Here is a 15,506-nt window from a genome sequence, read left to right as displayed (position 1 = left end):
CAACTATCTCGCTGAAAACAAACAATTTATTTTCAAAAGATTTGGTCTATATTGAAGCATAAGGAGTGATTGTGATTTAGAAATGATATGTGTAGAGCTTAATTTAATACAATAGACAATTTTAGGGATTATATAAGAAAAATGACAGCTTTCAAAATAAAAAGTTAGCGGCAAGCAAAATATTCCTAATATTTATTTTTTTAAAAGGAGGCACGAGAAGTGAAAGTGCAGGTAAAGCATGAATTGGAAAGTACAAAAGAATTAGTTACAGGTGCTGATGTGTTAATTAATGCCTTAGTAGAAGCAGAAGTGGATACAATTTTTGGTTACCCGGGTGGTGCGGTCTTACCGATTTATGATGCTATTTATCGCAGCAATGCACCATTTGAGCATGTTCTCTCTCGTCATGAACAGGGTTCCATTCATGCGGCGGAAGGATATGCTCGAGTTACAGGGAAGCCGGGGGTAGTTATTGCTACATCTGGTCCAGGAGCTACCAATTTAATTACTGGAATTACCGATGCCATGATGGACTCATTGCCAATTGTTGTTTTTACTGGTCAAGTAGCTAACAGCGTCATAGGTACCGATGCTTTTCAGGAAGCAGATGTCATGGGGATTACCACCCCAATTACGAAGTACAATTATCAAGTAACAAATCTGTTGGAGTTACCAAGAATTATAAAAGAAGCCTTTCATATTGCTTCTACTGGAAGACCAGGTCCTGTAGTCGTAGATATTCCGAAAAATATTTCTTCTGAGTTATCTGATGCTGTTTACGATGATCACTTTGCGCTTCCTGGCTATCAACCAAATAAAAACCCAAATCCATTGCAAATTACGAAACTAATGGATGCATTAAGCAAATCTAGCCGTCCATTAATTTTAGCTGGTGCAGGAGTTATTTTTGCAAATGCAAGTGAGAAATTAATCGCATTTGCAGAAAAGTTTCAGCTTCCAGTTGCGAATACGTTATTAGGGCTTGGAGGGTTCCCAAGATCGCATGAGTTGTCACTTGGTATGGCAGGTATGCATGGGAGCTATACAGCAAACATGGCAATCTATGAATGCGATTTGTTAATTAATATCGGTGCTCGTTTTGATGATCGTTTAACTGGTAACTTACAGCATTTTGCTCCTTTAGCTAAAGTAGCGCATATTGATATCGATCCAGCGGAAATTGGTAAAAATGTCTCGACGGAAATACCAGTGGTGGCAGACGCAAAAGAAGCATTAATAGCGTTACTAGCAACTTCTAATGAGCCTGTAGACCGATCAGCTTGGCGAGATCAATTAACTTCGTATAAAAAGCAATATCCGCTTTGGTACGATCGATCGGAAGCATTTATTTCACCACAATGGTTGATGGAACAAATTCATGATTTGTCAAAAGGAGAAGCGATTGTAACTACGGACGTTGGGCAGCATCAAATGTGGGCAGCACAGTATTATGCGTTTGAAAAGCCCAACCGCTGGGTTACATCAGGAGGCTTAGGGACAATGGGATTTGGATTTCCGGCAGCGATCGGCGCACAATTGGGAGCGCCAGATGATATCGTCATTTCGATTGTAGGGGATGGTGGATTCCAAATGACGTTTCAAGAATTATCCGTCGTAAAAGAGAAAAAATTGCCCGTAAAAGTTATTATTGTCAATAATCAAGCTTTAGGCATGGTAAGACAGTGGCAGGAAAGCTTTTATGAAAAACGTTATTCAGAATCCTTGTTTATGGAAAATCCGGATTTTGTAAAATTAGCTGATAGTTATGGCGTGCGTGGCATGCGTGTTGAAAAGGAAAAAGACGTTCCAAAAGTATTACAAGAAGCGTTAGCTTTCGATGGTCCCGTTGTAGTTGACTGTCGTGTTGTACAGCAAACTTCTGTTTACCCAATGATCGCACCTGGTAAGGGAATTCATGAAATGATCGGGGTGAGAAAATGAGGCGGATTATTACGGCAACCGTACAAAATCGTAGTGGTGTCCTCAACCGAATTACAGGAATGCTATATCGGCGACAGTTCAATATTGAGAGTATTTCTGTAGGTGCCTCAGAAACAGAGGGTATTTCAAAAATGACGTTTGTTGTTGAAATTGAGGACCATCAGAAGTTAGAACAGCTTACAAAACAGTTAAATAAGCAAATTGACGTATTAAAAGTTTCCGATATTACAGAAAAGGCAATTGTAGCGAGGGAACTAGCATTAATTAAAGTTGGTGGAAGTGGTCAGTTACGTGCAGAGATCCAAGGAATGATTACCCCGTTTCGGGCTTCTGTGATTGATGTGAGTAGAGACAGCTTAACTATTCAAGTAACTGGGAGGCCAGATAAGGTAGAAGCACTTATTTCATTATTAAAGCCGTATGGGATTAAAGAACTAACTAAAACTGGTGTAACAGCTTTCTTACGTGGACAGCAGCCAACACAGGTGACAGAACTTAATGCATTTACGATTTAAAATAGGGAGGAATAAAAAATGTCAAAAGTACTTTATGAACAGGATGTAAACACAGAGGTTTTAAGAGAGAAACGAATTGCTATTATTGGGTATGGTTCACAAGGCCATGCACATGCTCAGAATTTAAGAGAGAGCGGGTTTGATGTTGTCGTAGGACTGAGACCAGGAAAGTCTCAAGTAAAAGCAGAAGAGGATGGGTTTACAGTCTTGTCGGTAGCAGATGCTGTAAAACAGGCAGAAGTAGTCATGATTCTTTTACCAGATGAAATGCAAACTACCGTTTATACAGAGAGCATTGAACCGAACTTGCAACCTGGAAATGCGATCGCTTTTGCCCATGGATTTAATATTCACTTTAGTCAAATTGTCCCGCCATCTAATGTTGATGTTTTTCTTGTAGCACCGAAAGGACCTGGTCATTTAGTTCGTCGTACGTATGAAGAAGGAGCCGGAGTTCCTGCGCTTTATGGCATTTATCAAGATGTGTCTGGAAAGGCAAAAGAACTTGCATTAGCATATGCTCAAGGGATCGGCGCTGCTCGAGCTGGAGTATTAGAAACGTCTTTTCAAGAAGAAACAGAAACGGATCTTTTTGGCGAGCAGGCTGTATTATGTGGAGGCGTGACAAGTTTAATTAAAGCAGGATTTGAAACCTTAACGGAAGCTGGTTATCAGCCAGAAGTAGCCTATTTTGAATGTTTGCATGAGATGAAGTTAATTGTTGATCTTCTCTATGAAGGTGGCTTGGAAAATATGCGTTATTCTATTTCTGATACAGCCCAATGGGGGGACTTCGTATCAGGGCCACGCGTAGTAAATGAAGAAACAAAAGCTAGAATGAAAGAAATTTTGCAAGATGTGCAAACAGGAGCTTTTGCTAAAGGTTGGATCTTAGAAAATCAAGCGAATCGACCGCAATTTAATGCAATTAATGCGAAAGAGAACCAGCATCCAATTGAGCAAGTAGGAAAGGAGTTACGTGCATTAATGCCTTTTGTTTCAGAGCCGTTACAGAAAAAACAAAATAAACAAAAGGATGTGAAGGTGCATGTCAATAATTAACCTATTCGATACGACATTGCGCGATGGAGAACAATCACCAGGCGTCAATTTGAATAAACTAGAAAAATTAGAAATCGCCAAACAGTTAGAACGGTTAGGTATGGATCGGATTGAAGCAGGTTTTCCTGCTTCGTCCAAAGGCGATTTTCAAGCGGTCAAGGAAATTGCCGACACGATAAAAAATACGTCCGTTACTGCTTTAGCAAGAACAGTCAAGTCGGATATTGATACTGCTTGGGAAGCGTTAAAAGGTGCAGATGAACCGCGAATTCATATATTTCTAGCTACGTCGCCAATTCATATGACGTATAAGCTAAAAAAGACGCCGGAAGAAGTAATTACAACAGCAACAGATATGGTGGCATATGCAAAGCAAACATTTTCACAAGTGCAATGGTCAGCGGAAGATGCGTCACGCTCAGATTGGGAATTTTTAGCGCAAATTATTAAAAAGGTCATTGATGCTGGTGCGACTGTTATTAACTTACCAGATACGGTAGGTTACACAACACCGAAGGAATATGGGGAAATGTTCCATTATATTAGAATGAATGTTCCTAATATTGAAAAAGCAGTACTATCATGTCATTGTCATAATGATCTCGGGATGGCAGTTGCAAATTCTATTGCCGCTGTCGAAAATGGTGCGACACAAATTGAAGGAACTATTAACGGTATTGGTGAACGAGCAGGAAATGCATCCTTAGAAGAGATTGCCGTTGCTTTAAAGATTCGTTCTGATTTTTATCCTTATCAAACAAATTTAAAGCTTGATGAAATAAAAAGAACGAGTGATATGGTGGCAAAACTGACAGGAATGCATATCCAAGCAAACAAGGCAATTGTTGGTAGAAATGCATTTGCCCATGAATCTGGAATCCATCAGGATGGTGTGTTAAAACATGCTTCCACGTATGAAATCATTACTCCTGAGTTGGTTGGCGTTCAAGCAAATACGCTGTTTTTGGGGAAACATTCGGGGCGTCACGCTTTTAAAGATAAATTAAAAGAACTTGGAATGCGCGTTACAGAAGATAATATGAAGCAAGCGTTTGAAGCGTTTAAGCGATTAACAGATCATAAAAAAGAGGTAACCGATGACGATATTTTTACCATTGTAACGGAGATTCAAACCAACACTGCTACAGTGGATAAATATACGTTGGAAATGTTTCAACTACAATATGGATCCAATAACATTCCGACTGCTGCTGTTGAATTAAAGACCCCGTCTGGTAAAAAGGTGAAAACGGCGTGTACGGCACAAGGGAGTGTCGAAGCTTTGTATAAGACACTAGAGTCTTTAACCGAAGAAAAGACAAGATTAATTGATTATCAGATTAACTCTGTCGGAGGTGGAAAAGATGCGTTAGCGGAATCGCGCGTCCAACTTACAGTGAATGGAGAAACTGTAAATGGCCGGGGTTCGGCACAAGACGTCATGGAAGCTTCCGTGCAAGCGTATCTAAATGCAGTCAATCGGTATATTATTCAACAGGTGAATGCAGAGAAGAAAGAAGTTGTAAAAACTCAGTGAAAAGGAGAAGAAATGTATGAATAAGCAAATTGTTATTCTTCCTGGTGACGGTATTGGTAAAGAGATTATGGATGCCGCCGTACGTGTTTTACAAGCAATTGCTGAAAATTTTAATCATCAATTTACCTTCTCAGAACATCTCATAGGCGGAGCTGCAATTGATGGAGAACAATCGCCTTTACCGGAAACGACGATTCACGCATGCAAAAAAGCGGATGCCGTTTTATTAGGAGCAGTGGGAGGGGAGAAATGGGATGCCTTACCTGGAGATAAGCGACCGGAGAAAGGATTATTAGGTATTCGCAAAGAGTTAGGCTTATTTGCAAATTTGCGGCCAATTAAGGCTTTTACTCCTTTACTACATGCCTCTCCTTTAAAGGAAGAGATAGTAGCGGGAAGCAATATTTTAATTGTTCGTGAATTAACAGGTGGATTATATTTTGGCGAACCGAAAAAACGTATTCCAGAGGAAAATGCAGTAGTTGATACATTGTATTATACTCGAACAGAAATAGAGCAAATCGTTGATAAAGCTTTTCAAACAGCTAGAACGAGAAAGAAGCGTGTCACTTCTGTGGATAAAGCAAATGTTTTAGAATCAAGTAGGATGTGGAGAGAGGTTGTGGAAGAAAAGAGCAAACAATACCCAGACATTGCTGTGGATCATTTGCTTGTCGATGCTGCGGCAATGAAACTCATTACAAATCCAAAGCAATTTGACGTCATTGTGACGGAAAATATGTTTGGTGATATTTTAAGTGATGAAGCGTCTGTTTTAACGGGGTCTTTAGGAATGCTTCCCTCTGCAAGTGTTCGAACGGATGGCGTAGGTCTCTATGAACCTGTTCATGGATCAGCACCGGATATTGCTGGCAAAGGAATTGCGAATCCACTCGGGATGATTCTCTCTGCAAGCTCTATGCTCCGTCAATCCTTTGGTATGGAGCAGGAGGCTGACGAAATAGAGTACGCTGTAGAAACAACACTTGAACAAGGCTACCATACGCCTGATTTATCTATTAAAAACGGTACGGTCGTTGGAACAAAACAAATGACAGAGATCATATTAGGAAACCTTGCTACGAATGATGCTTCACAATGTATTTGTAATTCTTATGCATAACAAAGGTGGGTGAAAAATTGGCTACAGCAAAAACAATTATTGAAAAAATTTGGGAACAACATATAGTGCATCAAGAAGCAGGGAAACCAGATTTATTATATATTGATTTGCATTTAATTCATGAGGTAACTTCCCCACAAGCGTTTGAAGGTTTACGCTTGAATAATCGCAAAGTACGACGACCAGATTTGACCTATGCGACGATGGATCATAATGTACCAACCAAAAATAGAGAGGAAATAAGAGATGCGATTTCGCGGAAGCAGATGGAAACATTGCGGCGTAATTGTAAGGAAAACCATATATCATTAGCAGATATGTTCCACCCTGATCAAGGGATTGTTCATGTGATTGGACCGGAGTTAGGTTTAACACAACCGGGAAAAACGATTGTTTGCGGGGACAGTCATACGTCCACACACGGAGCGTTTGGAGCCTTAGCTTTTGGAATTGGTACGAGTGAAGTGGAACATGTATTGGCGACGCAAACGATATGGCAAGAAAAGCCAAAAACTTTAAATGTCCATGTGGAAGGTGATTTGGGACCAGGTGTAACTGCTAAAGATTTAATTTTAGCAATCATCGCTAAATTTGGTGTTCGTTTTGGAACGGGGTATGTTATTGAATACACGGGGGAAGCAATTCGTAATCTTTCCATGGAAGGTCGGATGACCGTTTGTAATATGTCCATTGAAGCTGGTGCGCGTGCAGGTTTGATTAGCCCTGACGAAAAAACGGTGGACTATTTACGCGGAAAGGTGCATGTTCCTGAAGGAGAAGCATTTAACGAACAAGCGCAACAATGGCTCGCTTTAGCTACAGATGAAGGTGCAGTATATGACCATTATGTCAACATCCGAGGTGACGAAGTAGAGCCACAAGTAACATGGGGGACAAATCCATCTATGTGTGTACCAGTAAATGGATCAACACCAAGTCTAGAGGAGACAGATTACCCTGAAGATGTAGAACGTGCGCTTCAATATATGGGGTTATCGGAGAAGCAGCCCATCTCATCTATTCATATAGATCATGTATTTATTGGCTCTTGTACAAATTCACGATTAAGTGATTTGCAAAAAGCTGCTTTTGTTGTAAAGGGGAGAAAAGTCCATCCTGAAGTACGTGCCATTGTTGTTCCTGGTTCGTTTAGTACTAAATTGCAAGCGGAGAAACTTGGAATAGATAAAATCTTTCAAGAAGCGGGATTTGAATGGCGTGATGCAGGTTGTAGCATGTGCTTAGCTATGAACGATGATGTAGTTCCTCCTGGTGGGCGCTGTGCTTCTACTTCCAATCGTAATTTTGAAGGCAGGCAAGGAAATGGCGCTAGAACACATCTAGTTAGTCCAGAAATGGCAGCTATTGCTGCGATTGAAGGGAGATTTGTAGACGTTCGAAACTATGCAAGCACAAAAGTTTCTTCTTAACTTATTTTTATGCATAAAAGAGGGAGGGTAGCCAGTGGAAGCTATTCAAAGGCATAGAGGTGTAGTATACCCATTAAATCGAACGAATGTCGATACGGACCAAATTATACCGAAGCAATTTTTAAAACGAATTGAGCGTACTGGGTTTGGGCAATATCTTTTCTACCATTGGCGATTCGATGATGATGGAGAGCTTAGAAAAAATTTCAACTTAAACGATAAACGGTATGAAGACGCCTCGATAGTAGTGGCAGGTGAAAATTTTGGTTGTGGTAGTTCCAGAGAGCATGCTCCATGGGCACTATTAGATTTTGGGTTCCGAGTTATTATAGCGCCAAGCTTTGCGGATATTTTCTATAATAATGCTTTAAAAAATGGCATCATCGTTATCCAAGTAAAAGAAGAGCTTGTAAACCAATGGTTAAAAAAAGCGGAACGAGGGGAACTTATTTTAGATGTAGATTTGGAAAAGCAGCAAATTATGGACCGAGGGATGGTTTATCCGTTTCAAATTCCAGAATACCATAAGCAAAAATTAATCAACGGATGGGACGATATAGCTTTAACATTACAACATGAGGAAAAAATTGCACGATACGAAAAAAGTATGCAATAAAAATCAAGAAAAATTCTAATTTCGATAGGGAGTGTGGAGATATTGGGGATTGCTTAACAGGTGAAAAGGTATATAATGCGTTGCAGCGACTTGCTCCGCTTGTTCATCGAACACCTTTATTAACATCACAGACAACGAATCAAGCTTTAGGGAAACATGTTTATTTTAAAATGGAAAACCAACAGAAAACAGGTGCCTTTAAATTTAGAGGTGCTACCTATAAATTAATGCAATTAAAACGACGGCAACTAGATCAAGGTGTGGTTACTGCTTCTGCTGGAAATCATGCACAAGGAGTCGCCTATGCAGCTCGTAAATTAGGAGCAAAAGCAACCATTTTTATGGCAGAGAAAACACCACAAGCAAAAGTAAATGCGACACGCAATTATGGAGCAGAAGTCGTTTTGTCTGGAGAAACTTTTCAAGAAGCATATGAGGCTTCTCTGGGTCATCAGCTTCGTACTGAGGCAACATATATTCATCCCTTTGACGATTACGATGTCATGGCTGGTCAAGGAACAGTTGCAATGGAATTATTACGTCAAGAAGATCGGATTGACACGATATTAGTTCCAGTAGGTGGTGGAGGGTTAATTAGCGGTATTGCTGTTGCAGCAAAGCACGTGAATCGAAATATAAAGGTGATTGGGGTGCAAGCGGAAGGAGCAGCTGCTATTTATAAAAGCTTCCATACTGGTGAAACAGAAAACCTGCATGCTGTCCAAACAATTGCTGAGGGAATTGCAGTAAAAAAACCAGGTGAACGAACATTACCGTTAATCAGGCAATACGTGGATGATATGATAACTGTTTCTGACGAAGCGATTGCTTCCTCTATTGTTTACATGCTTGAACGAAATAAAACATTAATGGAAGGAGCGGGAGCTGCAGCAATTGCCGCCTTATTCACCCATAATGAGCAAATAAAATCCCGACATTGTGGGGTCATTGTAAGTGGTGGAAACATGGATATTAGCACCATGCCCAAAATACAGGAACTAGCTGCACGTTTGTCTCACCGTGAGCTTGTTTACTCATAACGCTAGTTTATGGAACCCCATAAAAACGGTTTTCAAAAATTACCCCCGTACCATATGAACAAAAATGGTACGGGGGCTGCTATGCGAAGAACTATGGTAAAAATGATTTAGAGTTTTTGTCCATAATATTTATCAAGTGAGAAACCTCTACCTAGTATTTCGGAAGCATTCAAGAAGATGACAAATGAATCGGTTTCCTCTCGCTGCAATATCTTCTTTAATTGAACCGCCTCTTGCTGTTCTGCAACACAAAGAATCATTGTTTTCTTTTTATCGGAATAACCTCCAATAGAACGTACTTTTGTTAAACCTCGATCCAATTCCGTTCGAATAATGGATTGAATACGCTCTTCATTATCCGTAATAATCATCACCAATTTTGTCGCTGAGGTTTGTAGTTGAACAATATCGATGGTTTTACTTGTGATATAAATACACATGAGTGCAAAAAGTGTTAATTCCAAGTTAAATACAATAATGGAAGAAACGACAACTACTCCATCCACAATTAATTGGGAGTATCCGCTCGATAATCCGGTGAATTTCTTTACAATCTGCGCAATAGCTGCTGTACCACCAGTTGATCCATTTCCTTTATAAACAATCCCTAATCCAACTCCAAGGATAATCCCTCCGTAGATGGCACTAAGTAAAGGGTTGGTTAACGTAATGGGAATGTCGGAACTTAACCAAATAATAAATGGAACCCAAAATGTACCTACCAGCGTTTTCGAGCTGAAGTCTTTGCCTAACGCTATCCATCCTATAATAAAGATGGGGATATTAATTAAAAATTGAACGGAAGAAGGACTAATTTGGTACAACTCAAATAAAATGGTACTTACTCCAGATATGCCACCTGCTGCCAATTTAGCAGGTAATAGAAATATATTATAAGCTAAGCCTACTAGCGTAGCGCCAAAAATAATTTGTATGTATGCTAGTACGGTTGGATTCAATTTTTGCGTGATAGTCGTCATGTATATAAATCCCTCTCTTTAAAAAGCAAAGTAAACACGCATATCATTCTAACATGTAGGAAATATGCTGTCGACTTTCTCTAGAAAAGGAGATGTGTCAAGTTTTTCTAATGATTTATTAAGAATTAGCAATAGCAACTGCTTCGTAGTATAGGAAATGATAAACGGAGGTGCTTGTGAATAATGAAATAATCGAATAGCCACGTCTAGCTCCATCGCCTTGCAGCTAGGCGACTTCACCAAGTCGTTCTACAATAAGTCATCGTCGATTCGTCACTAAAAGGAAGGTCGATTTAAAAATGGGCTTGCTACCCGACGTCGACATAACCTTTTTTTAGTGGCAGGATTCCTAAATCTTTCGTTGATTCGTTCCCGTCGCTCTATTACTAAACGAGCGCTTGCGCCTTTGTTCCGTACATATGACGAATCATTGCATCTATGAAGTTTGAAGTTAGTTTCGGTAGAAATGCTCTTAATGAGCCATTTACCATTTTTCCAGCCAATCCTTTTGCATGGAGTGTAAGAGAGAAAGTGAAATTGGTTTCTCTATCGCTAAGCTTATTGGCGCAAACTGTTCCATTTCCTGTTAGCATTTGGTTGCTGCTAGATAGTTGGAAAGAGATTTTTTCTGGTTCATTCCATTCAGTAATAATTACGGTTAATTGAACCGTTTTTTGGAACGAACCAACTTTTCCTTCACATACCCAGATGGATTTCTTTTGGTTCACCATTTTATGCTGTTCATATCCAGGAACCAGTGGTGCCCAGTTATTAAGGTCACTAATAAATGACCAAATGTTATCAATATTTATCTTGATATTCCTTTCGCAAATGGTGTTTGGCAATGCATAACTCCTCCTCGTTGTAGTTTTACTATAAGTCAAACGTACACCAAAAGATATATATGCAAAAAATAAGGGATTAGAAGTAACTATTTGGTCCGTTTTATGTAAAAAATGTGACTAATTTTTGTGTAAATGATATATTACTTGTTTGAAAGTTATAAGCGATGTAGGATATAGTTGAAATAAAAAAATAATATCATCTTGAAAGCGCGTACTTCAAGAATGCTGTTAGATGAAGTATGCAAGGATAATAGGCGTTAACGATGGTATTTGCAACACCCAGTACATACAAAAAAGGGGCGGACAACAAAATGAGTATATTAGTATTAGGCGGTGCTGGTTATATAGGTTCTCATGCGGTATACCAATTAATTGATCAAGGAAAAGAAGTAATCGTAATAGATAATTTAGAGACAGGTCATCAAGAGGCAATTCATCCGAAAGCTGTGTTTTATAACGGAGATATTCGTGATATTCATTTTTTACGCACGGTTTTTGTTAAAGAATCCATTGAGGCTGTGATTCATTTTGCTGCCAATTCTTTGGTTGGTGAGTCGATGGAAAATCCGTTGAAATATTTTGACAATAATGTGTATGGCACGCAAGTTTTACTGCAAGTCATGACTGAATATAACGTGAAACATATCGTTTTTTCATCTACTGCCGCTACATATGGAGAGCCAGAAGCCGTTCCAATTACAGAAACAATGGCTACTCATCCAACTAATACGTACGGCGAAACAAAATTAACAATGGAAAAAATGATGAAATGGACTGAACAAGCACATGGAATAACATATGTATCGTTAAGGTATTTTAATGTTGCTGGAGCAAGAGAAACAGGTGAGATAGGGGAAGACCATCATCCAGAGACACATTTAATACCAATTGTGCTACAAACAGCGTTGGGACAAAGAGATCATATTACCATTTTTGGAGATGATTATGCTACGGAAGATGGTACATGTATTCGTGATTATATTCACGTACAAGATTTAATTGATGCACATTTACTTGCATTAGATTACTTACTGCGCGGAGGAAAAAGCGATATATTCAATTTAGGAAGTAGCCAAGGGTTCTCGGTGAAAGAAATTATTGATACGGCTAGACAAGTAACTGGTAAGAAAATACCTGCCCAAATTGGCAAAAGGCGTGCAGGCGATCCTAGTACACTAATTGCAAGTTCACACAAAGTGCAAGAGATATTAGGGTGGAATCCAAAGCGCACTCTAATAACAAAAATCATAGAGCATGCCTGGAATTGGCACGTAGGAAATCCTGAGGGATATCGTAAATAAATATAGGAAAGTATTCTGAATGATTAGTGTACTTGTCTTTGTTGGACAAGTACACTTTTTTGTGAAATAAAAAAATATAAAAATTAGATGCTTTGGGATAAGGAAATAACAGAATAAGCCACGTCCGGCTCCAGCGCCCAGCAACTAGGCGACTTCGCGAAATAGCCCTACGATAAGTTATCATCGGTTCGTACTATAGGAAGGTCGACTAAAGACGGGCTTGCCGGAGGGCGCCGGCATACTCCTGTTGCAGGAGCATGATTCCTAAACTTTCGTTGATTCGTTCCATTCGCTACGTTGCTAGACGGGCGTTTTCGTCTTTGTTCCACTATAGGAAAATTAAAGTATCACCCACGTTTTTGTTCTTTATTTAACAAAAAGTGCAGCATTAACTACATTATTGCGCTTATTAGCCAAGGAGCAGGTTGCAGCTGTATCTATTGTGGGAGTATTAATAGGTTTTGGTGCTTTTTATGCCAATAATATAAACCGTGGTTATGGGATTTCTGTTTTGATGTAGAAGTAGTGGAAATAGATTGGTGGCTCAGTAAACTAGTTATGTGAGGTGTGTCAAATAAAAACAAACAACACGTAAAGCAAACTCACATTTTCATGTTATGCTCACCGTTAAACCTTTTAATGAAGATGGGACATGAGGAGGTAAAGCAGAGCGTACAGATATGATGAACAAGGTAATAACATCTTAGATAAAAACGGGAAAAAAGCTTTAGATAAAGTGGAAACAACCGATTGGAATAAAAGAGAAGTAGAATGGCCCCCTAAAATACCTGCTTATACTTCTGTATACAAACAGGTATTTTTCCAATTTTCATTCTTTTTTGTTTGTCGTAAAAATAGATGAAATACCACTTGTAACTATCAGAAAGAAATCCTAAAACTATTTAAATTTGTCCCAAATAGTGTCTCGCGAGGACTATATCAACAATCTTTCGGACGGCAGTCATCGCAATTCTTACAAATGATAGTAATAACCTTATTGCTAGTCGTCACTTTCCCTGGGCAACCCTCATATTCGATCTCTGCTTCATCTATTACAAAGCCCGGTGATTGTTTCGACCTTATCAGCACCGAAAAGCTAATTGTTCTCGTTTGTCCCATTGCTAAAGTACCTATATTAATACCAGCAGCTGGATTGGCTCCTGAAAGCTGCATTCCATCCACAATGACACTATTTTCAATAAAGTCTACACCGCTCGGAATAACGTCCGTAAAAATAACATTACTTGCATCAGACAAACCGGTATTCGTAACTGTAATCGTATACGTTAATACATCACCAGGACAAGCAAGCAATGGATCAACACTTTTCAAAACTTCAAATATCGGATCCCCTTCATCTATTTGTATGCCGAGTGCGTTCGGCATGTATTCATCTCCTATTGTCGTAAAACGAAAAACAGCAGACGTTTGATTGTTTACTAGATTAGCTGATGCATCGACATTGGTTATATCCCATCCTTGCCTACCTGCTACAATGTTCGTTCCAGGAGTTCCATTAATTTGGTTTCTTGACCCATAAGTGCCGGACGTGTCCAAATTACCGGTATCATCATTAATTTGTGATGCAAAGAAGTTCGTACTGAAATTGTTGGGACCAGATAAATTAAAAGCTGGATTGACAACATCGGCAACAGTAGGTGCAAACCGTGCTTGATCACCAGTGATAACAGCATCTCCTTCTCCAGCACTAATTAGCACTCTCCCATTTACTGGTCCTGCAGCTGGTGTTGAGAAACCACTTACAGGTACGTCAACAATTGGATTGCTGAAATTATTAACTATTCCGTTGGCACCAACGAATAACGTCATATTGCGTAGTGGAAAAGCAATATTTCGATACACTACCGCTAACGTCCAACCAGCATGATTTGTTGCAATTGTCGAAGCATTCAGCGGATCGACAAGCCCAGGTACTCCACCAGTTGAATATTGACCCGCTCCTTCTCCTATTACAATGTTCGTCACATCAGCAGAGCGCATATAAAAGCTAATATTGAAACCAGATATAGCTATTGTACCAGTGTTAGCTGTAACTGGATCTGGGGCAATAATTCGTGGTGCACCACTTGGGCCTGTAAATGTCACAGAATTATTAATGCTTCCAACAATATTTTGGTCTCGCGATTCATAATTTCCTCCCCAGATTAACTCTGCATGAAGAACTGTGCTGCCAGCCGGAATGTTAAGAAGTGCTGCCGAGCTATTTTGATTAAAATCAAGCGTGGTCGTTGCACCTGGTGTAAGAGGACCTGGATCAACTGGATAAGCATCAACAGGTGGTAAAGCTGTATTTAGTGTAATGAAAGCACCAATTGAATTATTAGTACCTGCATTATTTGTATTTGCTTCATTACTAAGCCCTAAAGTGTTTCCAGTAAAAGTCATAGCACCACATGTAATCGTATTGAAGCGATTAATAAAGGGCACTTTTTTAAACCTCCTTTCCTATAAAAATAAACAGCTTCATCATTTAATTCAAACATATAAATTGTATATTAACCTTATCTATATGCTTTTTTCACTTTCTATTAATTATATGGTGACCGAAATGGTTTAGTGTTGGTTGTGCGCCTTATTTAACCAATTTATATGAAAGTGGTAAAATTTTTGTAACCCCAATGAAATTTAATCACAGTCACAACATACAATGGTTATGACTTGATTACTCGTTGCTGATCGATCAAGGCAATATATAACGTCTGCCGTATTCGGAATGAAACAATCATCAATCCCACTCACAACCCGAAATGAAACCGTCCTTGATTCTCCAACAGCAAGTGAGCCAATGGGGATACCAGCATTCGGGTTGGCATCAGGCACTAACACGTCATCAATCACAACACTCCCCTCAATAAAATTCGTTCCGGAAGGCTCTGGATCTTTTAAAATAATTTGACCAGAACTGTCTGGGCCTTCATTCGTAATCGTAATCGTGTACGTTATAATATCACCACAATTAATGAGCTGCGGATTTGCCTCTTTTACAATTGATATATCCGTCATGGCTTGATTTGTAATAACTTCATTCGAAAACGTTTCTTCCACATTATCTCCGCTCACACTTGCCACATTCGTGATCGGAAAAGTACCAAAAT

At 39.4% G+C, this 15,506-nt stretch carries 13 protein-coding genes and 1 pseudogene; 9 read left to right on the top strand and 5 right to left on the bottom strand.

Annotated elements, in window-relative coordinates:
• The first annotated feature begins 219 nt into the window (after positions 1-219).
• The 8 genes from ilvB (at position 220) to ilvA (ending at position 9,264) form a co-directional block, all read left to right on the top strand.
• A complete protein-coding gene (gene ilvB / locus BUB45_RS10350) occupies positions 220-1,941 on the top strand; it encodes an acetolactate synthase large subunit (protein WP_073008518.1) in 1,722 nt (573 codons plus the stop codon).
• Positions 1,938-2,456, top strand: a complete 519-nt coding sequence (gene ilvN / locus BUB45_RS10345; protein ID WP_073008515.1) for an acetolactate synthase small subunit — start codon at positions 1,938-1,940, stop codon at positions 2,454-2,456. Before ilvB ends, ilvN begins: the two co-directional genes overlap by 4 nt.
• Before the next feature lie 18 nt (positions 2,457-2,474).
• Positions 2,475-3,518, top strand: a complete 1,044-nt coding sequence (gene ilvC, locus BUB45_RS10340) for a ketol-acid reductoisomerase (RefSeq protein ID WP_073008512.1) — start codon at positions 2,475-2,477, stop codon at positions 3,516-3,518.
• Positions 3,505-5,055 carry a 2-isopropylmalate synthase gene (locus BUB45_RS10335; RefSeq protein ID WP_073008509.1) on the top strand — a complete coding sequence of 517 codons (1,551 nt, stop codon included), beginning with the start codon at positions 3,505-3,507 and terminating at the stop codon, positions 5,053-5,055. Before ilvC ends, BUB45_RS10335 begins: the two co-directional genes overlap by 14 nt.
• A gap of 16 nt (positions 5,056-5,071) precedes the next feature.
• A complete protein-coding gene (gene leuB, locus BUB45_RS10330) occupies positions 5,072-6,178 on the top strand; it encodes a 3-isopropylmalate dehydrogenase (protein WP_073008506.1) in 1,107 nt (368 codons plus the stop codon).
• Positions 6,179-6,195: 17 nt separating this feature from the next.
• Positions 6,196-7,608: a 3-isopropylmalate dehydratase large subunit gene (gene leuC, locus BUB45_RS10325; protein ID WP_073008503.1), complete on the top strand. Its 1,413-nt coding sequence runs from the start codon at positions 6,196-6,198 to the stop codon at positions 7,606-7,608.
• Between the two features lie 34 nt (positions 7,609-7,642).
• Complete coding sequence (gene leuD, locus BUB45_RS10320; protein WP_073008500.1) at positions 7,643-8,224, top strand: 3-isopropylmalate dehydratase small subunit; 582 nt, start codon at positions 7,643-7,645, stop codon at positions 8,222-8,224.
• Between the two features lie 80 nt (positions 8,225-8,304).
• Positions 8,305-9,264, top strand: a complete 960-nt coding sequence (ilvA, locus tag BUB45_RS10315; RefSeq protein WP_084723613.1) for a threonine ammonia-lyase — start codon at positions 8,305-8,307, stop codon at positions 9,262-9,264.
• Between the two features lie 107 nt (positions 9,265-9,371).
• On the opposite strand, the gene BUB45_RS10310 is transcribed toward ilvA, so the two are convergent.
• Both BUB45_RS10310 and BUB45_RS10305 read right to left on the bottom strand, forming a co-directional pair.
• Positions 9,372-10,244: a YitT family protein gene (locus BUB45_RS10310; RefSeq protein WP_073008494.1), complete on the bottom strand. Its 873-nt coding sequence runs from the start codon at positions 10,242-10,244 to the stop codon at positions 9,372-9,374.
• Between the two features lie 386 nt (positions 10,245-10,630).
• Positions 10,631-11,089, bottom strand: coding sequence for an SRPBCC family protein (locus BUB45_RS10305; RefSeq protein ID WP_073008492.1), 459 nt, complete (start codon positions 11,087-11,089; stop codon positions 10,631-10,633).
• A gap of 311 nt (positions 11,090-11,400) precedes the next feature.
• Here BUB45_RS10305 and galE point away from each other — a divergent pair, with 311 nt between their 5' ends.
• Complete coding sequence (gene galE, locus BUB45_RS10300; RefSeq protein WP_073008489.1) at positions 11,401-12,390, top strand: UDP-glucose 4-epimerase GalE; 990 nt, start codon at positions 11,401-11,403, stop codon at positions 12,388-12,390.
• A 939-nt stretch (positions 12,391-13,329) separates the two neighbouring features.
• Here galE and BUB45_RS20855 read toward each other — a convergent pair.
• From BUB45_RS20855 to BUB45_RS10290, 3 genes and pseudogenes are all read right to left on the bottom strand, one after another.
• Positions 13,330-13,776, bottom strand: a complete 447-nt coding sequence (locus BUB45_RS20855) for a DUF11 domain-containing protein (RefSeq protein WP_483263800.1) — start codon at positions 13,774-13,776, stop codon at positions 13,330-13,332.
• Between the two features lie 648 nt (positions 13,777-14,424).
• A pseudogene (locus BUB45_RS20850) lies at positions 14,425-14,838 on the bottom strand (hypothetical protein); the annotation flags it as partial.
• A 198-nt stretch (positions 14,839-15,036) separates the two neighbouring features.
• Positions 15,037-15,506: DUF11 domain-containing protein (locus tag BUB45_RS10290; RefSeq protein WP_139300137.1), on the bottom strand; the 470-nt coding region annotated here is incomplete at its 5' end.

Source organism: Virgibacillus chiguensis, from assembly GCF_900129865.1.
Taxonomy (GTDB): Bacteria; Bacillota; Bacilli; order Bacillales; family Amphibacillaceae; genus Virgibacillus; species Virgibacillus chiguensis.
The sequence above is the reverse complement of the archived record's forward strand: the minus strand, read 5'-3'. Positions and strand labels throughout refer to the sequence as shown.

Coding starts and splice junctions, on each gene's coding strand:
- ilvN (WP_073008515.1), top strand. CDS start 1,938: ATGAGGCGGATTATTACGGCAACCGTACAAAATCGTAGTGGTGTCCTC.
- ilvC (WP_073008512.1), top strand. CDS start 2,475: ATGTCAAAAGTACTTTATGAACAGGATGTAAACACAGAGGTTTTAAGA.
- BUB45_RS10335 (WP_073008509.1), top strand. CDS start 3,505: ATGTCAATAATTAACCTATTCGATACGACATTGCGCGATGGAGAACAA.
- leuB (WP_073008506.1), top strand. CDS start 5,072: ATGAATAAGCAAATTGTTATTCTTCCTGGTGACGGTATTGGTAAAGAG.
- BUB45_RS10310 (WP_073008494.1), bottom strand. CDS start 10,244: ATGACGACTATCACGCAAAAATTGAATCCAACCGTACTAGCATACATA.
- galE (WP_073008489.1), top strand. CDS start 11,401: ATGAGTATATTAGTATTAGGCGGTGCTGGTTATATAGGTTCTCATGCG.
- BUB45_RS20855 (WP_483263800.1), bottom strand. CDS start 13,776: ATGCCGAACGCACTCGGCATACAAATAGATGAAGGGGATCCGATATTT.